Annotated in this window: 22 protein-coding genes; 12 read left to right on the top strand and 10 right to left on the bottom strand. The window is 66.1% G+C overall.

Annotation, left to right across the window (positions count from 1 at the left end):
* Positions 1-8: 8 nt before the first annotated feature.
* Positions 9-935 (bottom strand): TauD/TfdA dioxygenase family protein, encoded by a 927-nt coding sequence (locus LMA02_RS32745; RefSeq protein WP_228910803.1) that lies wholly within the window; start codon positions 933-935, stop codon positions 9-11.
* A 411-nt stretch (positions 936-1,346) separates the two neighbouring features.
* Between LMA02_RS32745 and LMA02_RS32740 the strand changes: the two genes are divergently transcribed.
* Positions 1,347-3,581 carry an ATP-binding protein gene (locus LMA02_RS32740; RefSeq protein WP_228910802.1) on the top strand — a complete coding sequence of 745 codons (2,235 nt, stop codon included), beginning with the start codon at positions 1,347-1,349 and terminating at the stop codon, positions 3,579-3,581.
* Between the two features lie 62 nt (positions 3,582-3,643).
* Here LMA02_RS32740 and LMA02_RS32735 read toward each other — a convergent pair whose 3' ends face one another.
* Entirely contained in the window at positions 3,644-4,354 is a 711-nt protein-coding gene (locus LMA02_RS32735; RefSeq protein WP_228910901.1) for an MgtC/SapB family protein, read from the bottom strand.
* 308 nt (positions 4,355-4,662) lie between these two features.
* On the opposite strand from LMA02_RS32735, the gene LMA02_RS32730 reads away from it, so the two are divergent.
* Positions 4,663-4,947: a helix-turn-helix domain-containing protein gene (locus LMA02_RS32730; RefSeq protein ID WP_006752887.1), complete on the top strand. Its 285-nt coding sequence runs from the start codon at positions 4,663-4,665 to the stop codon at positions 4,945-4,947.
* Positions 4,937-6,241 carry a HipA domain-containing protein gene (locus tag LMA02_RS32725; RefSeq protein WP_228910801.1) on the top strand — a complete coding sequence of 435 codons (1,305 nt, stop codon included), beginning with the start codon at positions 4,937-4,939 and terminating at the stop codon, positions 6,239-6,241. Before LMA02_RS32730 ends, LMA02_RS32725 begins: the two co-directional genes overlap by 11 nt.
* A gap of 83 nt (positions 6,242-6,324) precedes the next feature.
* Here the strand turns inward: LMA02_RS32725 and LMA02_RS32720 are convergent, their stop codons facing one another.
* From LMA02_RS32720 to nthA, 3 genes are read right to left on the bottom strand one after another with little or no spacing between them, the layout of a single operon-like run.
* Positions 6,325-7,578 carry a GTP-binding protein gene (locus tag LMA02_RS32720; protein ID WP_228910800.1) on the bottom strand — a complete coding sequence of 418 codons (1,254 nt, stop codon included), beginning with the start codon at positions 7,576-7,578 and terminating at the stop codon, positions 6,325-6,327.
* The gene (gene nthB, locus LMA02_RS32715; protein WP_166722647.1) at positions 7,575-8,228 is read right to left on the bottom strand and encodes a nitrile hydratase subunit beta; all 654 of its coding nucleotides are present in this window, start codon (positions 8,226-8,228) and stop codon (positions 7,575-7,577) included. Before nthB ends, LMA02_RS32720 begins: the two co-directional genes overlap by 4 nt.
* 44 nt (positions 8,229-8,272) lie before the next feature.
* The gene (gene nthA / locus LMA02_RS32710) at positions 8,273-8,872 is read right to left on the bottom strand and encodes a nitrile hydratase subunit alpha (protein WP_228910799.1); all 600 of its coding nucleotides are present in this window, start codon (positions 8,870-8,872) and stop codon (positions 8,273-8,275) included.
* A 424-nt stretch (positions 8,873-9,296) separates the two neighbouring features.
* Here nthA and LMA02_RS32705 point away from each other — a divergent pair, with 424 nt between their 5' ends.
* The 4 genes from LMA02_RS32705 to LMA02_RS32690 all read left to right on the top strand — a co-directional run bounded on the left by LMA02_RS32705 (position 9,297) and on the right by LMA02_RS32690 (position 14,105).
* The gene (locus LMA02_RS32705) at positions 9,297-10,193 is read left to right on the top strand and encodes a transporter (protein ID WP_324251331.1); all 897 of its coding nucleotides are present in this window, start codon (positions 9,297-9,299) and stop codon (positions 10,191-10,193) included.
* A gap of 98 nt (positions 10,194-10,291) precedes the next feature.
* Entirely contained in the window at positions 10,292-11,344 is a 1,053-nt protein-coding gene (locus tag LMA02_RS32700) for a phenylacetaldoxime dehydratase family protein (protein ID WP_228910797.1), read from the top strand.
* Positions 11,345-11,401: 57 nt separating this feature from the next.
* Positions 11,402-12,928 carry an amidase gene (locus LMA02_RS32695; protein WP_228910796.1) on the top strand — a complete coding sequence of 509 codons (1,527 nt, stop codon included), beginning with the start codon at positions 11,402-11,404 and terminating at the stop codon, positions 12,926-12,928.
* Between the two features lie 133 nt (positions 12,929-13,061).
* Positions 13,062-14,105, top strand: coding sequence for a helix-turn-helix domain-containing protein (locus LMA02_RS32690; protein ID WP_228910795.1), 1,044 nt, complete (start codon positions 13,062-13,064; stop codon positions 14,103-14,105).
* A gap of 197 nt (positions 14,106-14,302) precedes the next feature.
* On the opposite strand, the gene LMA02_RS32685 is transcribed toward LMA02_RS32690, so the two are convergent.
* Together LMA02_RS32685 and LMA02_RS32680 are read right to left on the bottom strand one after the other, a co-directional pair.
* Positions 14,303-14,515 (bottom strand): twin transmembrane helix small protein, encoded by a 213-nt coding sequence (locus tag LMA02_RS32685; protein WP_006752898.1) that lies wholly within the window; start codon positions 14,513-14,515, stop codon positions 14,303-14,305.
* The gene (locus LMA02_RS32680) at positions 14,512-14,862 is read right to left on the bottom strand and encodes a hypothetical protein (protein WP_228910794.1); all 351 of its coding nucleotides are present in this window, start codon (positions 14,860-14,862) and stop codon (positions 14,512-14,514) included. The genes LMA02_RS32685 and LMA02_RS32680 overlap by 4 nt, the downstream gene beginning before the upstream one ends.
* A 298-nt stretch (positions 14,863-15,160) precedes the next feature.
* Between LMA02_RS32680 and LMA02_RS32675 the strand changes: the two genes are divergently transcribed.
* Together LMA02_RS32675 and LMA02_RS32670 are read left to right on the top strand one after the other, a co-directional pair.
* Complete coding sequence (locus LMA02_RS32675; protein ID WP_228910793.1) at positions 15,161-15,919, top strand: YoaK family protein; 759 nt, start codon at positions 15,161-15,163, stop codon at positions 15,917-15,919.
* 89 nt (positions 15,920-16,008) lie between these two features.
* Positions 16,009-16,194 carry a ribbon-helix-helix protein, CopG family gene (locus LMA02_RS32670; RefSeq protein ID WP_006752901.1) on the top strand — a complete coding sequence of 62 codons (186 nt, stop codon included), beginning with the start codon at positions 16,009-16,011 and terminating at the stop codon, positions 16,192-16,194.
* A 24-nt stretch (positions 16,195-16,218) separates the two neighbouring features.
* Here the strand turns inward: LMA02_RS32670 and LMA02_RS32665 are convergent, their stop codons facing one another.
* Together LMA02_RS32665 and LMA02_RS32660 are read right to left on the bottom strand one after the other, a co-directional pair.
* Positions 16,219-17,055, bottom strand: a complete 837-nt coding sequence (locus LMA02_RS32665) for a spermidine synthase (RefSeq protein WP_228910792.1) — start codon at positions 17,053-17,055, stop codon at positions 16,219-16,221.
* Positions 17,056-17,100: 45 nt separating this feature from the next.
* Positions 17,101-17,445: a zinc ribbon domain-containing protein YjdM gene (locus LMA02_RS32660; RefSeq protein WP_228910791.1), complete on the bottom strand. Its 345-nt coding sequence runs from the start codon at positions 17,443-17,445 to the stop codon at positions 17,101-17,103.
* A 353-nt stretch (positions 17,446-17,798) separates the two neighbouring features.
* On the opposite strand from LMA02_RS32660, the gene LMA02_RS32655 reads away from it, so the two are divergent.
* The 3 genes from LMA02_RS32655 (at position 17,799) to LMA02_RS32645 (ending at position 19,252) form a co-directional block, all read left to right on the top strand.
* Positions 17,799-18,062, top strand: coding sequence for an HPr family phosphocarrier protein (locus tag LMA02_RS32655; RefSeq protein WP_228910790.1), 264 nt, complete (start codon positions 17,799-17,801; stop codon positions 18,060-18,062).
* Positions 18,063-18,127: 65 nt separating this feature from the next.
* A complete protein-coding gene (locus tag LMA02_RS32650) occupies positions 18,128-18,349 on the top strand; it encodes a hypothetical protein (protein WP_228910789.1) in 222 nt (73 codons plus the stop codon).
* A 348-nt stretch (positions 18,350-18,697) separates the two neighbouring features.
* Entirely contained in the window at positions 18,698-19,252 is a 555-nt protein-coding gene (locus LMA02_RS32645; protein WP_228910788.1) for a GNAT family N-acetyltransferase, read from the top strand.
* A gap of 194 nt (positions 19,253-19,446) precedes the next feature.
* On the opposite strand, the gene LMA02_RS32640 is transcribed toward LMA02_RS32645, so the two are convergent.
* Positions 19,447-19,932 (bottom strand): DUF1641 domain-containing protein, encoded by a 486-nt coding sequence (locus LMA02_RS32640; protein WP_228910787.1) that lies wholly within the window; start codon positions 19,930-19,932, stop codon positions 19,447-19,449.
* Positions 19,933-20,025 lie beyond the last annotated feature (93 nt).

Raw genomic sequence — 20,025 nt, 5'->3', positions numbered from 1 at the left:
CGCGACGCTCAGAACGGTGCGTCGCCTTCGATCGTCGTGCGGTACAGCTTGCGGCGCAGATGGTCGGGCGTGCCGGCCGCGAGATGCATCAGCGAGCGGTTGTCCCAGAACACGAGGTCGTGCGCGCGCCAGTGGTGCCGGTACAGATGCTCGGCACGCACGCTATGCGCGAACAGTTCGTCGAGCAGCGCGCGGCTTTCGTCTTCGGGCAGATCGACGATGCGCGTCGTGAAATGCTCGCTGACGAACAACGCCTTGCGGCCCGTTTCCGGATGTGTGCGCACGACCGGATGCACCACCGCCTCGACTTGCGCGATCTGCTCGGCCGACAGGTTCGGCCGCCACGGGCTGCGCGCCTGCAACTCGGCATAGCGCGCCAGATACGTATGCTCGGCACGCCGTCCTTCGACCGCGCGACGCAGGTGCGCCGGCAGCGTATCCCACGCGAGATGCATGTTTGCGAACAGCGTGTCGCCGCCCTCGGCCGGCAACTCCTGCGCATGCAGCAGCGAGCCGAGGCTCGGTTTTTCCTTGTACGACAGGTCGGAGTGCCAGAAATGGCCGGCGTCGCCGAGCCCGATCGGCCTGCCGTTTTCGACGATGTTCGACACGATCAGCACTTCCGGATGCCCGGCCAGCGCAAACTGGTGCAGCACATGGATCTGCAGCGGGCCGAAGCGGCGACTGAACGCGACATGTTCGTCCGGCGTGATGCGCTGGTCGCGAAACACCAGCACGTGATGGTCGAGATGCGCGCGATGGACGCGCGCGAAATCGGCGGCGCCGAGCGGTTGCGACAGGTCGATGCCGACGACTTCGGCGCCGAGCGGCGCATCGAACGGGACGATGTCGAATCGCTGCGTGCCGGCGTCCGGCGGCAAGGCGGCCCGATGGCCGGCGGACGTCGATGCGGTGCGGATGGCGGGAATCGTCACGATACAGCCCCTGATTCGGTAAAAATGCGAATCTACGAGCGCGTGCCGGATGGCGTCAACGAAGCGATTCCGATACGTTTATCTGCTGCGGCGATAAGGATCGGTGCTCGAGCGGCGGGGCGGCGGGGCCGCCGGCCGGATCGCGTACCTCGGTCCGACCGCGGTTGCGCCGATGCAATCTTGCACGCGTCGTTTCTGCAGAATTTACAAAAGCGGCATCGTCCGGCACCATCTGCGGGCAACCCTGGCCCGTGCCGCAAGGCCGCCGGGCCTGTGTTGGATACGCGGCACGCAGCTTGCTCACATCCGCCCGAATATGGCAACGGCGACGGCGGTGGGACGCCGGCCGCAACCGGCATCGCCTGGTCGTGAGCTATGACACCTGACTCTCCCCTGCTGGAATCGGCCCTGATGCGGGCCGATCATTTCGTCCAGTTCTACGAATCCGACGAGCAGCTCGTGTCGGAGGTCGCGTCGTTCGCGGCCGACGCGCTGCGCGACGGCGGCAGCGCGATCGTGATCGCGCGGGCCGACCGGCTCGCCGCGGTGCACGAACACCTGGATGCGCTCGGCACGGCAATCGGCGACGCGGCTCGCGACCGGCTCTTCATGTCGAGCGCGCAGGCGCTGCTCGACAGCTTCATGGACGGCGACCTGCCCGACCCGGCGCGCTTTCGCCGCTCGATCGGCACGATCGTCGAAGCCGCGATCCGCGCCGGCCGGCCCGTGCATGCGTTCGGAGAAATGGTCTCGCTGCTGTGCGCGCAGGACCGGTACGTCGGGGCTCTCCGACTGGAAGCGCTATGGGACGAACTGATCGCGCGGTACCGCTTCTCGCTTTATTGCGGCTATTCGCATGACGCGTTTCCGAGCGCCGAGCAGTCGGAGATGTTTCGCCACGTGTGCTCGCTGCACCGCCGCATCCTGCCCGCCGCGTCGCTGCGCAACGACGAAAACGAGCTGCACCTGACGCTGGCGCTGTCCCAGCAACGCTCGCGCGCGCTGAGCGACGAGATCCGCCGCCGCGAGGACGCCGAACAGCAACGCAACGGCGTCCTGATGCATGCGCCGTTGCCGATCGCACTGCTGTCGGGCCCGGCGCACCGGATCGTGCTCGCGAATCACCGCTTCTCCGAGCTGTGCGGCCGGACCGACATCGTCGACCAGCCGCTGACGTCGGTGCTGCCCGGCGGCGATACCCCCGCGATCGTGCAGGCGCTTGAAACCGCCCGCGAGCAAGGCTGCTCGACGACGATCGGCGAGCACCACGATCGCCCCGAACCGGACGGCGGCGCCCGCGTGTACCGGCTGCATTTCAATCCGCAGCCGCTCGCGGACGGGCTCGGCGTGATCGTCAGCGCGGTCGAGGTGACCGAGCACGTCGCCGCCCGCGAGAAGCTCGTCGCCGCGAACGCCGAGCGCGATCGGCTGCTGGGCGAACTGCGCGACGCGAACCAGGCGAAGGACCAGTTTCTCGCGGTGCTCGGCCACGAGCTGCGCAATCCGCTGACGCCGATCTCGCTCGCGCTCGAGCTGATCCGCAACCGCGACGGCCAGGCGACGCCGAACGAGATCGCGATCATCCAGCGGCAGCTCGATCACATGGTCCGGCTGATCGACGACCTGCTCGACGTGTCGCGCATCACGCGCGGCAAGATCACGCTGAAGAAGGAAGCCTTGCGGCTCGCGGACATCGTCGACCGCGCGGTCGAGGTCGCCAGCCCGCTGCTCGAGCAGCGCCGTCACCGCCTGCATGTCGACGCCGATCCCGACGCGCGCTGCCACGGCGACCCGGTACGGCTGTCGCAGGTGGTCGCGAACCTGCTGACCAACGCGGCGAAATACACGATGCCGGGCGGCGACATCACCGTGCGCGCCACGCACGGCGCGGACGGTGCCGCGATCATCGAGGTCTGCGACAACGGCGCCGGCATTCCGCCCGACCGCCTCGACAGCATCTTCGAGCCGTTCTACCGGCTCGACGGCGAAACCAAGCAGGCGCACGGCGGGCTGGGCATCGGCCTCGCGCTCGTGCGCAGCCTCGTGAACCTGCATGGCGGCACGGTGCGCGCGGACAGCGCCGGCCCCGGCTGCGGCAGCACGTTTACGATCGCGCTGCCCGAATACCGGCCGAAAGCCGTGGCGGTGGTCGCGCCGCAGCCGCCGCCGGGCATCCGCGAGATGGCGCCGGGCACCACCGGCCGGCGCGTGATGCTGGTCGACGACAACGAGGATGCCGCGTCGACGCTCGCGCAGTGGCTGCGCGACGCCGGCCACGAAGTCGCCGTCGTGCACGACCCGGTGACCGCGCTGGCCGCCTACCGCGCGTACCGTCCCGACGTCGCGATCCTCGATATCGGGCTGCCGGTGATGGACGGCTACGAGCTGCTGCGACGGCTGAAGGCGATCAACGAAGTCACGACGTGCATCTTCCTCGCGCTGACCGGTTATGGCCGCAACGCGGATCGCGAACGCTGTCTCGCCACCGGGTTCCTGCAGCATTTCGTGAAGCCGGTCGATCCGGCCGCGCTGCATCTCGCGATCAGCCTGCCCCGAGCGAGCGGCGATGCGCACGGCGGCACGGGGACGGCGACGGGCACGGGGACGGGGACGGGGACGGGGACGGGCGCGGAAGCCGGACGCTGAACGCTGAACGCGGCACGGTGCGGCAAACGCGCCCCGTCGCCGATCGCGCGGCGGCGCGCGGCTCAGTTCTCCGATGAACAGCGGACCGATGTCAGGCCGGCCGACTCCAGCGTCCGGATCAATTGCGGCAGCATCACATCGGTGTTGGTCGGTTCGCGCCACTGCACGAGCAGTTCCTCCTCGCGCAGCGCACGCGCGACCGTTTCGTGAAAGCCGCGCGTGCGGCACGTGAATCCCGCGGCGTGCAGCCCGCTCGTCAGCCGATCGTGCGCCGTCGAGCCGAGTTCGTATTCGACCGTGACCCGCGCAGTCCTGACGCTGCGCAGGCGCTGCTCGACCAGCCGCAGTGGCCACACGACCAGGAGTGCGAGCACCAGCCCGAGCGCGCCGAGCGACAGCTGGCCGCCGCCGATGCACAGTCCGATGACCGTGACGAACCACAGCGTCGCTGCCGTGGTCACGCCGGATACGAGACCGTCGCGATGCAGGATGGCGCCGCCGCCGATGAAACCCATGCCGGTCAGGATGCCGAGCGGCAGCCGCATCGGGTCGATCGTCGCAAACGCGCCGTCCGGCTTGCCGGCCTGCAGCAGCAGCGCATTCACCTGCAGCATCGACAGGCACGCGGCGAGGCAGACGAGGATCGTCGTGCGCAGCCCGGCCGTCTTGCCGGATTCGCTGCGATCGAGGCCGACCAGCCCGCCCGCGACGAGCGCCAGCGCGATCCTGACGAGGACCTCGTTCCAGTGAAGTACGACCGGCATCGGCTCCATGCGCGCCTCCATGCACATCGTCATGCGAGATGCGTCGCGATACGACCGCGGACGACGCTGGCGGGGCGCAAGGTTCGCGCCCGTTCGCGCGTGCGGTGCGCGACGCCGAATCACATTCTCTGCGTATCCGATCGGATACGAACATAGCCTCACGCGACGATTGCACGCCCCGCAGTTCCCGATCGGGTACGAAATGACGTGCCGATTGCCGTAAACGCATCTTCGTTCCTGAACGGATACGAAATGATGCCCGGGCCGGCGAGTTGTGCAATACTGTTCCCGATCAGATACGAAGCACGGAGAACGTCATGTCGGAGTCCCAGTCCGTCGACACGATCGGCGCGCTCGCCCACCTCATCCGCGCGACGCGGCTCCAGCAGGGGTTCACGCGCGACGAACTCGCGAACGCGACCGGGCTGTCGCCGAAATTCATCAGCCAGGTGGAAGCCGGGAAGCCGACCGCGCAAATCGGCAAGGTCATGCTGCTGCTCGGCGAACTCGGCGTGCGCCTGTACGCGGAGTCGTCGGTCGAGATTTCGGAAGCCACCGCGCTGAAGGCCGCGCAACGCCGCAGGAGCAGCCATGGCGGCTAGAACGCTGATCGCCTCCGCCAACGGCGTGCGCATGGGCACGCTGACCGACGACAAAGGTGTCTGGTCGTTCGCGTACGACCCGCAATGGCTCGCGTCCGCGGCCGCGTATCCGCTGTCGCCGGCGTTCGCGCTGCGCGCGGACACCTTCACCGACACGTCCACCGATCGCCCCGTCCAGTGGTTCTTCGACAACCTGCTGCCCGAGGAAGGCATGCGCACGTCGCTCGCCCGCGAGGCGAAGGTCGATGCCGCCGACGCGTGGGGCCTGCTCGCGTACTTCGGGCGCGAATCGGCCGGCGCGTTGACGCTGCTCGCCGACGGCGAGCGGGAAGCGCCCGGCAGCCTGCAACCGCTGGCGCTCGACGAACTCGAGCGCCGGATCCAGGCGATGCCCGAGCGCGCGCTGACGGCCACCGCGCCCAAACGCATGTCGGCGGCCGGCGCGCAACAGAAGCTACTGCTGGTGCTGCGCGGCGACGCGCCCGACTACACGCTGTACGAGCCGGTCGGCAGCGAGCCGTCGATGCACCTGCTCAAACCGGACATGCGCGCGGCCGGCTACCCGCACTCGGCGATCAACGAATTCTTCTGCATGAAGCTCGCGAGGAAGATGGGGCTCGACGTGCCCGACGTGCACTTCCTGCGCGCGCCGTCCGCGTGCTACGTGATCGACCGCTTCGACCGCGACGTCGCGTCGGCGCCGGCCGGGCGCGTGCATACGATCGACGCGATGCAGCTGCTCAACTACGACCGCGGCTTCAAGTACCAGCGGGCGAATGCGCAGGAGCTCGCCCGCGCGATCGACCGCACCAGCACGCGCGCGCTGGCGCGCCTGTCGGTGTTCCGCTGGACCGTGTTCAACGTGGTGGTCGGCAATGCCGACGCGCATCTGAAGAACCTGTCGTTCTTCGTCGACGCGCGCGGCTACCGGCTCGCGCCGTTCTACGACATCGTCAGCACGGTCGTGTATCACACGCCGACGCACCGGCCCGACTATCGTGGCGATCATTGGCCGCACTGCGAACTGACGATGCCGCTCGGCAACGCGACGCGGTTTGCCGATATCGATGTGGATGCCTTGATCGCATTCGGCCAGGCGCTCGGGCTCAGGGACAAGGCGGCGGCCAGCGAGCTGCAGCGCTTTCTCGAGCCGCTCGATCGCCACGTCGCGCAGACGCTCGACGAAGTGCGGGAGATCGCGCGGCCGGACGCCGGGGAGATGCGGTTGCTGAATTCGATCGTCGCGATGCCGATCGCTGAGATGGGGCGCGCGCTTCGGCCGAAGCGCGATTGAACCGGGATGGGTGGAAAACCGCGCCGGCTGGCGCCGCGCCGGAACACCCGCTCAGCGGCGCACCGCGAAGGCGCCGACTCCCGTCAGCGCAGCGGAGGATGTTCGATCGCCGCGAGCGCGTCGAACGCGTCGGCTTGCGGAAACTCCGCCCACGATTCCGGTCCCGCCTCGATTTCTTCCACCGTCAACAGGCACGCATCGAGTTCGCGGCGCAACCGTCCGTGATCGATTGACTGCCCGATGAACACGATTTCCTGCCGGCAATCGCCGACCGGCTCCACCCATTTTTCCAGCACGCCGGCGCGGCGATAGTCGTCGCGTGGCCAGTCCGACTGCGGCACGAATCGCCACCAGCGGCCCACGTAGCCCCACTGGAACCGCCCCCCCGTCTGCACGAGCATGCCGATCTCCTCATGGCGGTGCGCAGCCCACGCATAGCCTTTGCAGCGAAGTAGCCGACCGTTGGTCCACGGCCGCCGCAGCCATGCGAGCAGGCGCGCCGGATGAAACGGCGCACGTTCGCGATAGACCCACGATCCGATTCCGTATGTGTCGGATTCCGACGGTCGTTCGTCGACCTGCATGTGGCGCATCCATCCCGGGGATTCGACGAGCGCCGGCAAATCAAAGCGCCGGGTATCGAGCACGTCCGACGGATCGATTTCACCGTCACGCATCGGCAGAATCCGCGCGGATGGATTCAACGACGCGAGCACCGCGCGCAGCCTGTCGAAACCCGCATCGCCGATCCGATCGAATCGGCTGACGAGGACGACGTTCGCATACTCGACCTGTTCGATCAGCAGGTCCGACAGCTTGCGTGGCTGCCCGGTTTCACTTCCGTTCGAGGCCAGTTCTTGCGACGTGATCATGTCCTCGAACGTCTCGCCGTTGACTACCGTGACGAGCGTATCGAGCCGCGCGAGTTCGCTGAGGCTGAAGCCGTCGCGATCGAGGAACGCGAACGTTTCCGCGACCGGCATAGGCTCCGAGATTCCAGTCGACTCGATCAGCAGGTAATCGAAGCGCTGCTGTCGCGCGAGCGTGCTGACCTGATCGAGCAGATCGGCGCGCAGCGTGCAACAGATGCAGCCGTTGCTCATCTCGACCAGCTCGTCCACGCCGCGATGCAGCTCGACGTTGCGTCGCACATCGTCGGCGTCGACGTTCACGTCGCTCATGTCGTTGACGATCACGGCCACCTTCAGGCCGGCGCGATTGCGCAGGATGTAATTCAGCAGCGTCGTCTTCCCGGCGCCGAGGAAGCCGGACAGTACCGTCACCGGAATCCGCGCCGGCGGGCCGGCCAGCGCGGGTTGATTCGCCAACGCATTCATGCGCGCGTCTCCGGCGCGCGATCCAGGTAGCCTTCGAACAGGTCGGCCACGACATAACCGTCGTCGGCGGCGTCACCCCACAGATCCCTCACGCGGAATTCGACGTGATAGGTCGGCTGATGCGCGGCGCCGGTGTCGCCGTGGCCGATCGCGTCCGGGAACGGCCACGATTCGGTCGTCCGGTGCAGCACGACGCCTGCCTTTCCTCGCACGTAGCCCGGTGCCCGGATGTGTCCGCTCACGTATTCGTCGCGCACGACCACGCGATCGCCGACCTCGAACCGCATCGGGCCGACAGGCGCCGCTCGGCCGACGGAGTGCGCCGGGTTCGCGAGCCGGAAGTGCGAACCGAGCGCGCGGTCGAGTTCGTCCTGCGTCAGCACGCCGGTTTCGACGAGCAGCGTCGCGGTCGCGATCACGTAGCGCTCGTAGTAGCGCGTGCCGACATGCTGGCGCACGTCGATCCGTTCGACCGCGTGACGCACTTCGTCGACGCTGAACTTTTTCAATTGATCGACACCGACGAACATCAAGCTGTATGCGAGATGTTCCCAGTCTTCCTTGAAGACCGGCTTGTAGCCGAGGCTGTTGATCGTGTGCGGCACCCGGCCGAAGCCCTGGAATCCGCCGAGGTCGTGAAAGCCGTCCATCTGTGATCTCCGAAATGAAGGTCGATAAGGGAATGCGGCGCGGATCAGCTCGCGCGCGGCAGCGCGACGCCGATCAGCACGTCCTTCGTGACAAGCGTTCGCAGTTGTTCCTCGGTCATGTGCTCGGTGCCGACGGGCCGCACGGGCAGCACCAGGTAGCGGCTTTCGGCCGTCGTGTCCCAGACCTTCACGACGACGTCGTCGGGCAAGTCGGTACCGAGTTCGCGCAGCACCGTACGCCCCTCGCGGACGAGCCGCGCACGGTATTCGAAACCCTTGTACCACTCGGGCGGCAGCCCAAGCACCGGCCAGTTCGTGCACGAGCACAGGCTGCAGACGATCACGTTCTTCAGCGTCGGCGTATCTTCAAGCGCGACGATGTATTCGCCCTGCGGGCCGGTGTAGCCGAACTGCGCACACGCGGCGGTACCGTCCTTCAACAGCAGCTCGCGAAACTCCGGATCGGCCCATGCACGCGCGACGATCCGCGCGCCGTTGGCCGGGTCCCAGGCCGTCGACATCAGTTCCGTCAGGCCTTCGATATAGCCATCCGGGATCAGGTTTTTCTCTTTCATCACGCGAAACAGCGCCCAGGCGCGTTCGCCGGGCGTCGATGCTGTTTCTGCAGAGTGGTTCGCGCTCATCGTGGGGCTCCTCGTGGTGGTTCGGGTTGACCGCCGCCACGCCGCTGCTTCCCTGGCGGGGCGCGGACACGTCGTATCGGTCACGCTCGACGACTAGGGTAAGAAGAGAAAAAGCGCGGTTCTTTGCCGGCACGGATCGGAAACTGTGCTGAGACGGATCCGACACCTGCCTTTGTTGCGACTGCATGGCATCGGCGGCAGAGGCCCGCCCCAGCCAATTTCTTGTTCCGCCGGAAAACAGAATCGCGGATTTTGCCTCCCTATTCTCACCATCAAGCGACGGCGGTTCGGTGTCGCGAATCGTCGGCGCACCCGATGCGCCGAGGGATAACAGCGTGCAGCACACCACGACTCCGGCGTCCGGCAACGGCGCGCGTTCGTCGCACATCGGACGCGATGGTATCTGCGCATCCAGGCAAGGGGCATGATGGACAACGTCAACAGAATGAAACTGAAGCGAATCGCGCACTGGATCGGCGCATCGCTGCTGGTAGTCGCGTCGCATTACGCGGGCGCGGTCGAGGTCGATCCGGGCGACTACGAGCAGTACCCGGCCGGCGCGACGATCGGCGTGCTGTATTACAACTATTCGGCGACGAACGCGTACTACGCGAACGGCAGCAAGACGCCGGATTTCGACCTGCAGTCGAACATCGGCATCGCGCGCCTGCTGCACGTATTCCAGCTTACCGACCGGCTGACGATCGATCCGCAGGTGCTGCTGCCGTTCGGCCACGTGAGCGGCTTCGGCAATGCGAGCGCGCTCGGCAGCACGACCGGCGTCGGCGACGTGATTCTGACCGCGCCGCTGAAATTCCGCCTGAACGAAGCGAAGGACGTGATCGCCGCGACCGTCTACCTGTATGCGCCGACCGGAAGCTACGACCAGAACCGCGGCCTGAATCTCGGCGCGAACCGCTGGTCGCTCGACTTCCAGGCTGCGTACGTGAAGCATTTCTCGGCGCAGTGGGCGCTCGATCTCGTCGGCGACGCGATCTGGTACGGCAACAACACGTCGTATGGCGCAAGCGGTGCGACGCTGCATCAGCGGATGAGCTACAGCGCGCAGGCGATGGTTCGCTACATGCCTGATCCAGGCACATCGCTCGGCTTAGGGATCACGCAATTTTGGGGTGGCGAAACGAGCGTCGACGGTGTCGATGGCCATGACGCGCTGCGCACGACGCGGATGCGGCTGACGGCGTCGAAGTTCGTGACGAAGGCCGACCAGGTACAGATCCAGCTCGGCACCGACCTGAGCGTGCGCAACGGGCCGAAGAACAGCCTGCTCGTCGGCCTGCGTTACGCACACATTTTCTGACGATGAGCCGGCGCCGGATTCAGCTTCCGGCGCATATGGATTCACTTTACCGACGGTTGACTCGTCGACACCCGAATCCCTTTCCAATGAGGCCATGCATGGAATCCGCAATCGATAAACACCTGGTCTGCCCGCGCACGCTGTCACGCCGTGTCGCCGACGATTACCAGCCGCCGTTCCCGATGTACGTCGCGCGTGCGTCCGAAGACCTGAGCCAGGTCGTGATGGGTTATTTCGGCGTGCAGTATCGCGGCGCCGACCAGCGCTCCGCCGCACTGGCCGCGCTGCGCCGGATCGTCGCCGATTTCGATGCACCGGACGGTCCGGGCAATCATGATCTGACGCAGCACACCGACAACGAGGGCTACGAGAATCTGATCGCCGTCGGCTATTGGCGCGACCCTGACGCATACGCGCGCTGGATCGTCTCGCCGGCGGTCGCTGAATGGTGGGCCTCCGACGCGCGACTGGCAGACGGCATCGGCTACTTCCGCGAGATCGTCGCGCCGCGCGCGGAGCAGTTCGAGACGCTGTACGCGTTCACGGACGATTTTCCCGGTGTCGGAGCGATCATGGACGGCGTCAGTGGCGAGATCGAGGAACATGGTTACTGGGGATCGATGCGCGACCGGTTCCCGATCTCGCAAACCGACTGGATGAATGCGGACGGCGAATTACGGATCGTCGCGGGTGATCCGGCACGCGGCGGCCGCGTGGTCGTGCTGGCGCACGACAACATCGCGCTGATCCGTTCCGGGCAGGACTGGCGTGCGGCCGAAGACGACGAACGCCGGCTGTATCTCGACGAGATCGAGCCGACGCTTCGCAGCGGGATGGAGTTCCTGCGCGACAACGGCGTCGACGTCGGCTGCTATAGCAACCGCTACGTGCGGTCGATCGATCTCGACGGCAATCTGCTCGACGAGAGCTACAACATCGGCCACTGGCGCTCGCTCGACCGCCTCGAGCGATGGGCAGAGTCGCATCCGACGCATCTTCGGATCTTCGTCACGTTCTTTCGCGTCGTCACCGGGCTGTCGAAGCTGCGGCTGTATCACGAGGTGTCCGTATTCGACGCGAAACATCAGGTCTACGAATACGTGAACTGTCATCCGAAAACCGGGATGATGCGCGACGCCGTCGCCCGCTGAATCGTGCCGGCGCCGCGCAGTTCAAGCGGCGCCGCCTTACCGAACTGGAGAATGTCGATGGCCATCAAACGCCCGACCCGCGAACAACTTTCCGACATCGCAGCCGGCTTCGGCTTTCATGTCGATGCCCGGCAGCTCGCCGATTACGACGACGCGCTGCAAGCGAATTTCGACGCGTACGACGCGATCGACGCGCTGCCCGACTATCTGCCGGCCATCGCGTATCCGCGCACGCCGGGCTACCGCCCGGAAGGCGACGAGAACCGTTATGGCGCGTGGGCGCGCAAGAGCACGATCCACGGCGCCGCCGACGGCAAGCTGCGCGGCAAGACCGTGGCCGTGAAAGACAACATCTGCGTCGGCGGCGTGCCGATGCGCAACGGCGCGAGCACGTTCGAGGGTTACGTGCCCGACGTCGACGCGACTGTCGTCACGCGGATGCTCGACGCCGGCGCGACGATTGCCGGCAAGTCGACCTGCGAGTACTACTGCTTTTCCGGCGGCTCGCATACAAGCGCGTCCGGGCCCGTGCTTAATCCGCGCAAGGCCGGACATTCGGCCGGCGGTTCGTCGTCCGGCAGCGGTGCGCTGATCGCGAGCGGCGAAGTCGACATGGCGCTCGGCAGCGACCAGGGCGGCTCGGTGCGGATTCCGTCCGCGTATTGTGGTGTCTACGGAATGAAGCCGACGCACGGCCTGGTCCCGTATACCGGCGCAATGCCAATCGAGGCGACCGTCGACCACCTCGGGCCGATGACGAGCAACGTGCTCGACAACGCGCTGCTGCTCGACGTGATCGCCGGTGACGACGGGCTTGATCCGCGCCAGCGGGCGCTGCCGCCGCGCGCCGACTATCTCGGTTCGATCCGGGACGGCATAGCCGGCCTGCGGATCGGAATCCTGCGCGAAGGGTTTGGACTCGCGAATTCGGAGGCGGTCGTCGATGAGGCCGTGCTCGTCGCCGCGCACCGGTTGCGCCAGCTTGGCGCGAACGTCGACGAGGTATCGGTGCCGTTGCATGCGGCCGGAATGGCGATCTGGCTGCCGATCGCGGCCGAAGGCGCGACTCAGCAGATGATGAAGGGCAACAGCCACGGCTTCAACTGGGGCGGTCTGTACGTGACTGGCATGATCGATCATCACGCGGGCTGGCGCGAGCGTGCCGACGAGCTGCCGGATACCGTCAAGGTGACGATGCTGCTCGGAGAATATTTCACGAGCCGGTATCGCGGCCGTTATTACGCGAAGTGCCAGAACCTCGCACGGCGGCTGCGTGCGGATTACGACACGGCCCTGCAATCGTATGATCTTTTGTTGATGCCGACCGTGCCGTTACGCGCGTCGAAACTGCCGGAGCCCGGTTGCGCGATGTCCGAATCGCTGACGCGCGCGTTCGAGATGCTCGCGAATACGGCACCGTTCGACGTATCCGGACATCCGGCAATGTCGCTTCCCTGCGGGATCGCGGAAGATCTACCGATCGGACTGCAACTGGTCGGGCGTCGCTTCGACGAGGCAACGATCTACCGGTGCGCCTATGCGTATGAACAGTCGTCCGACTGGCGCCAGGCGACGTTCGCATAATGAGCCGGGCCCGTCGGCGCACCCGTGTCGCGTCGGCGGGCAACGCGGCGCAAGCTGTCGACCTGGTTGGACAACGCGTTTTTGAACGGGCACGCTACTCGCTGCCGTTTGCTCATCCATGTGGGGCACGATCATGACAACACCTTCGATCCCTCCCTTCCCCGGTAGCGAGGCCTTTAGCCTCGCGTCAGGCGGTGCGCCGTTCGAATGGACGCGTTCGTCAATCGAGGTCGCGACCGACGGCTCTGTCAGCCAGCGCATCGAATTCTGGCGCGAGATGATCCTGCGCCTGTTTGCGGATGTGCAGATCGCGGCTGTCCAGAAAGACGATTTCTTTGGCCGGGTGCGGCAGCGCAAGTGCGACAAGCTGCGGATCTCGGATATCCACGCCAGCGAGCAGGCGGTGACCCGGCGCTTTCGTCAGGCGCGTAGCGAGTACGAGGACAAGTATTTCGCGGTACTGATGCTCGAGGGTAGCCAATCGGTCGAACAGGACGGCAAGATCGTCACACTGCGTCCGGGCGATTTCGCGGTGTACGACGCGACCAGGCCGCATCACCTGCAGTTCGGCCAGTCGTGGCGCGAAATCGTCGTCAGCATTCCGCGCACGACGCTCAACCAGCTCGTCGTCGGGATGGAGCATCGTACCGCTTGCCCGATGCCGACCGGGCAAGGCGTCGGCTACGTGATGCGCGGGTTTCTCGAACAGATGTCGTCGCAGATCCGCCACGTGTCCGAGGACGAGATGCTGCAGTTGTCGGATACCGCAATCTCGCTGATCGCGATGACACTCGGGAGCCTGCAGCGCAACGACGTCGCGCAGTCGCGGATGAAGGCGCTGACGCTCACGCGCGTGAAACGGCACCTGCTCGAACATCTGCGCGACCCGAAATTGAACCCCACGATGGTCGAGCAGGCGACCGGGATATCGTCGCGGTACATCAACAAGCTGTTCGAGGCGGAAAACACCTCGCTGATGCGCTACATCTGGAACCTGCGGCTCGAACGGTGCGCGGAAGATCTCGCGAATCCGCAATGCGGGGTGCTGCGTGTGTCCGACATCGCGTTGCGCTGGGGATTCAACGACATGTCGCATTTCAGCCGAGCGTTCCGCGAACGGTTCGCGATGGCGCCGCGGGCGTGGCGCCGGCAAGGTGATGCGGGGGCGGCGAGTTGACGGCGTGGCGGTTCTCCCGCCGATCCAATTGTCGGTATTCGCTACGGAGAGCGCTCCGCGCCTGAGACGCCGCTCGTTGATGCCGAGGTGTTTTTGTTTCGATCCATCAGGATAAGTATTCTTATCACAATGCCTCGATTATCGATCAAAACTCAAGCGCACCGAACCACGTCAGATGTGGCCGGCACGCACGAGCCTCACCTGCCGATCGGCAGCCCCGTCGGCTCAATCCACCCGAGCCGGTACGCGATCAGCAGCGACAGGAACAGCGTGATCGACAATCCGACACGCGCCGCGAGCGACCACGCCATCCGCTTGCTCCTGCCGCGGTCGTGATTCATGAAATACAGCGCGAAAATCAGGCTTCCGATAATCAGCGCGAACGCCACCGAAACCAGCGCAATCTTCATCGTTGATGCTCCTCCAGGCCCGAATCGGCCTTCAGCAGTTCAGTCAATCTTTGCCGCTCGGCAGCGACGTCGGCCACACCCGACGCCGGCCAGTCCAGTGCCACGCCATTGCTCAGCGAATCGCGCACGAGCGTCTGGTAACGCCGGTCGCTGATGCGCCCCTGGTCCAGCGCTTGCGAGATCTCATGTCGAAACGGTAGCGGAAAGCTCGCGTATCCGCGCGACAGCGCCGCATATTGCCGCGCGTCGATCTCCTTCGACGACGGCACGACGGCCCACACCACGACGGCCACGATGGCAGCGAAAGGAATCGCCGTATAGCGGAGAACGAACTTGATCGGGGTCATGAGGCGGATATCGACGTAACGGCGAAGTAGCGGGGAAATAGCGGCGAAACAACGCCGCATGGACGGCGCACGCGGGCCGTATGGAACCGGCAGCCGCCCGGGCAAGCCGCGGCCGGCAGCGTCCTGCCGACATTGTACTTAAAGCCCAATTCAGCTAACAGAGTATGATAATGTCATTATCATGTCTTGCAGATGATTCGAGCAACCCGGCCCCCTTTGCCGGTGGCCCGCGCGGCCGCCTCGCACCGGTGTCGGTCGTCCTGTCCGTGCCCGCCATCCGGGCGATTGAGCGTACCCTATGCCAGCGCAGTACTTTCGAAGCCTCACCGGAAAACACCGCAGCGCGACCGCGAACCGTCAGCTCGGCTTTTCGCTGGCCTTCGTCGCAGGCGCGGCCAACGCCGGCGGCTACCTGGCGGTCAAGCAATACACGTCGCACATGAGCGGCATCGTGTCGGCGATCGCCGACCAGACGGCGCTCGGCGACATCCAGCTCGCGCTGGCCGGCATCAGTTCGCTGGCGTCGTTCCTGATCGGCGCCAGCTGCTCGGCGATCCTCGTCAACTGGGGGCGCCGCCGCGGCCTGCAGAGCCAGTTCGTGCTGCCACTGCTGGTCGAAGCCGCGCTGCTGCTCCTGTTCGGGCTGCTCGGCAGCCATCTCGCGCTGTGGGAAACGTTCTTCGTGCCGGTCACGGTCACGCTGCTGTGCTTCATCATGGGTCTGCAGAACGCGACGATCACGAAGCTGTCAGGCGCGGAAATCCGCACGACACACGTGACCGGCATCGTGACCGACCTCGGCATCGAGCTCGGCAAGCTGTTCTACTGGAATCGCTCGGCCGTCGACGTGGACGCGCACGCGGTGATCGCCAACCGTTCGAAACTGAGGATTCACGCGACGATGCTCGCGTCGTTCTTCGTCGGCGGGCTCGCCGGCGCGATCGGCTTCAAGCATGTCGGCTACGTGGCGACCGTGCCGCTCGCCTGCCTGCTCGTGATGCTCGCGGCGATGCCGCTGATCGACGACCTGCTTGCGTGGCTCGAACGCCGGCGTTGAGCCGGCGCGCACGCTGCAACGGCGCATTCGGCTCTGGCGCGAAAGCGGATGCATTATAATTTGATTAACATATCGACCCCTGCCGCACGATGGAAACGAAAACCGCCCGCCTGACCGTCCTGATCGATCCCGCCAAGAAAGAAGCGTTCGAAATGCTCTGCGCGGAGCAGGATCTCACGCCGTCGCAAGTCGTGCGTCAGTTGATCCGCGAGTATCTCGACAAGCACGGCGTCACGTACAAGACGAAGAGCGCGCTCGGCAAGCGGATGAAGTAACGCGCACGAGCCGGCGCGCCGCGCTCAGGTGCAGATTTCCCATCGTGCATGTTCACGCGCGCGCCAGACGAGCCGCTCGGGAGCGATGCACTCCCCTTCCTTCATGCGCCGGGCAGTGGGCGACAGCTTGAGCTCGCCGGCCGACGCGAACCCCAGCGCGCGTTCGAGCAGGGTGCGCAGCGACGGCAGCGGGTTGCCGTTCTTCCACGCGAACGCGATGAAGTTGTTGTCGTCGCCGCACGGCAGCAGCGCATACGAATCGTCGAACACCTCGCGCAATTGCTCGAGATGCCGCGGCAACGCCGGATCGTCGTCCATGAAGTTGATCGCGAGCACGCCCGTTTCGCTCAGCCGCGCACGGCACGCGTCGAAAAAGGCGGTGCCCGTGCAGCGGCCCGGCATGCCGTCGGCGACGAACGCGTCGTGCAGGATCACGTCCGCCTGCACGTCCGGCCTGTCGATGTAGTCCGCGCCATCCGCGCAGATCACGGCAAAGCGTGCGTCGTCTTGCGGAATCCTGAACACGTCGCGCAGCGCGATCACGTCCGGGTTGATCTCGACCGCGTCGATCGCCGTATCGGGCAGGTGGCGATAGCAGTACTTCGCCAGCGATCCGCCGCCGAGCCCGATCATGCAGATGCGCGCGGGCGCAGGCTGCAGCAGCAGGAAACCCATCATCACGCGCGTATAGCCGAGTTCGAGCCGGACCGGATCCTTCAGCGACATGAAGCTCTGCGTGCCGAAGTGGTCGAAGTGCAGCGAGACCGTGTGCTTTGTCTCGAGCACGAACGGACGGCCGTCGTTCAACGGCATCGCCAGAAACCGCAGGAATGCGTCATAGGAAATTCGATCCTCGCTCATGCTCGGCAGCCTGGGTAATCGGAGAGTCGGTCGAACCGCGCGCGGTCAGACCTTCTTCAGGTAGCAGGCCTTCAGCATGAAGCCGCCCATGTCGGTCTTGCAATCGACTTCGTGATCGCCGCCGACGAGCCGGATGCTCTTGACCTTGGTGCCCATCTTCAACGTGATCGACGAGCCCTTCACGCGCAAGTCCTTGATCAGTACGACCGAATCGCCGTCCGACAGCACGTTGCCGTTCGCGTCCTTGACGATGTCGCCCGCGGGTTCGTCGCCAGCGTCGGCGCCGGCACCGGCCGACCATTCATGGCCGCAGTCCGCGCACACGGTCAGCGTGCCGTCCGGGTAGGTGTTTTCCATCGCGCATTGCGGGCAGGCGGGGGCGGCGTTCATTGCAGCTTCCATTCGGTGGGAGTTCGGGTCAATCGAAAAAAAATGCCGGGCACGCAGCGCGTGGCCCGGACCGCGCATCGCAACGGCCCGTCGACAGAGCGACGGGCCGGCCGTTATGCACACGGCATTATAATGCAATACACATAATTCAGTTGTCGTATTATAATCGTCTACTTTCGATCATTCGCCGGACTTGATGGCGGTTTCGCTGAGGATGTCGACATGTTCGAGATGAATGATGCTCCGGTGTCGGGCGCGCAATGCCCGGCGCCCCATCGGGAAGCCATGTCCCGTGCCTGCCGGCCGGCCGTTGCGCGCCGTTCCAGCGACCTTCTCCGGGACTGATCCGCATCGTGGCAACCGTCGTCTACGTTGAAATCGGCCCCGCATGGAACCGCGGCCGCGCAATTGCGTCGCGCGACGCGATCGTCGCGGCGGCACACCGCTTCAAGAGCGACATCCTGCTGCTCGCCAACGGGCTCAGCGGCAGCGCGAAGGACGCGACGGCCATCGCGGCGCTGCAGATGCATGGCGGCACGTCCGCGCAGGTGCTCGCCACCGGTCCCGACGAGGAAGCGGCGCTCCACGCGCTGCTGCCTTTGCTGCAGGCGGGTTGACACCACGTCGCCCGACCCCACGGCCTCGTGCCGTTCACCCTGAATCACCACTCTCCGAGGAAGCGATGAACGACAACGTCATGTCCAACACCCCCAACCTGTCGGCCTCCGCAATCTGGGCGCTCGAGCGCCTCGCCGATGTGCGCTACGGACGCGATGCGCCGGCGCTCGGCTGGTCGGTCGAACAGGAACTCGTCGGCGCGGGCTTCGTCAGCCATGCGACGAACAGCCGCTCCGGTGCGTCGATCACCGCGCACGGCCGCAGCTTCTTGAAGAGCCGCAAGTAGGAACGGCCGGCGCGGGCGCGATGCCGCTTCATGCGAAGCACACGGGCGTGTCGATGTCCTCCGTGACGCCGTCCGCCGACAACCCGCCGCGCCCGAGTTTCGCAACACGCTGCCGGCGATCGACGCGCATTCGTCGAGCGCCCTGCGCCACGGTCAGGCCGCGATCTCGTCGTGCGACCTGACCGTGCCGCCAGCCGCGGACGTCGGCGACGGCCTCCGCTCGATGCGATCGCATTCCCCGAAGCAGGCAGGGATGGGCAGCCGCACCGCGGTTTCCGCGGTATCGTACGGGACCCTGGCGCGGCGCATGGCCCCGCCTTCCCTGCCCCTTCCACATGGAATGCCCGAATGACATTCAGCGCCCTGCCGCCCGTCATGTCTCCGCCGGTTCTCGACACTCCCCGCCTGATACTCGAAGGCCATCCGCTCGGCGACTTCGACGCGCTCGCCGCGATGTGGGCCGAGCCGACCGTCGTCGCGCACATCTTCAACGGCGAACCGTCCGCGCCGCGCGACTCGTGGATGCGGATGCTCGCGTATCGCGGACTGTGGCCGCTGCTCGGCTACGGCTACTGGGCGATTCGCGAGAAGGCATCGGGCCGCTACGTCGGCGATCTCGGCTTCGCCGACTTCCACCGCGCGGTCGACCCGTCGATTCGCGGCATGCCGGAAGCCGGTTGGGCACTCGCGAGCTGGGCGCACGGCAAAGGCTACGCGACCGAAGCGCTGTCGCACGCGCTCGGCTGGCTCGATGCGCAGAACCGGTTCGAACGCAGCGTATGCCTGATCGCGCCGACCAACGTCGCGTCGATCCGCGTCGCGGAGAAGGCCGGGTATGCCGATCCGGTACGGATCCGCTTCAACGACGCCGATTCGCTGCTGTTTTCGCGCGCGGGCCGGTAATCGCGATGCCCCGCGCCGGCCGCCGCAGTGCGGCCGATGGAGCCGATGGAGCCGATGGAGCCGATGCGGCCGATGCAGCTATTGCGCGGGCCGCGTCGACCGGCGCATGTCTGATGCGCGACGCGGGCGTATCCGTGCCTGTTCCGACAGGGAACGGACTCACATGAACAGCGCGCCGCGCGAACGCGCCGCCGTCACGCGTCGGTCGGCCGCTCGCTGACCGACGGACCCGCCGGATCGTACGGTTCGCGCGCGAGGCCTTGCGCGAACACCTTCAACCCTTCGAGCAGTGGCGTCAGCGCGTCCCACAGCGCTTCGTCGTGCAACAGCCGGTATGCGCCGCGCACGCCGGGCGCGACGTGTTCATGCTCGGCCGGCTTCCACGCGCCGATGTGATGCATCGCATCGGCGGCCGCGAACACGGCCTTACCGAACTGCTCGGGCGGAATGCGCGACAGCGCCATCATGAGCGCCGCAAGGTTCTGCACACCGATTTGCGTGCCGGGCTTGTCGAACGCGCCGACGAACGTCTCGGCCATCTGCGCATTCGCGCTGACGACCTCGTTCGCGAAGCGCAGGAAGCCGTGCCGGTGCAGGCTGCCGAGCAGGCTTTCGAGCGCGTGGTGCGCGTCGGGTTCCGGTGCGGGAGGCGGCGTGCCGGGGGATGGGCGATCGGTCATCAGCTGTTCTCCGGATGGGGCGCCGCGCAGCCGTCGTTGCGGCAGCCGCGCATGCGCCGGATTCGTGTCGTGCTTCGTTCACCGCGCCCGCCG

The organism is Burkholderia sp. B21-005 (assembly GCF_020843965.1).
GTDB classification, from domain to species: Bacteria; Pseudomonadota; Gammaproteobacteria; order Burkholderiales; family Burkholderiaceae; genus Burkholderia; species Burkholderia ambifaria.
The sequence above is the reverse complement of the archived record's forward strand: the minus strand, read 5'-3'. Positions and strand labels throughout refer to the sequence as shown.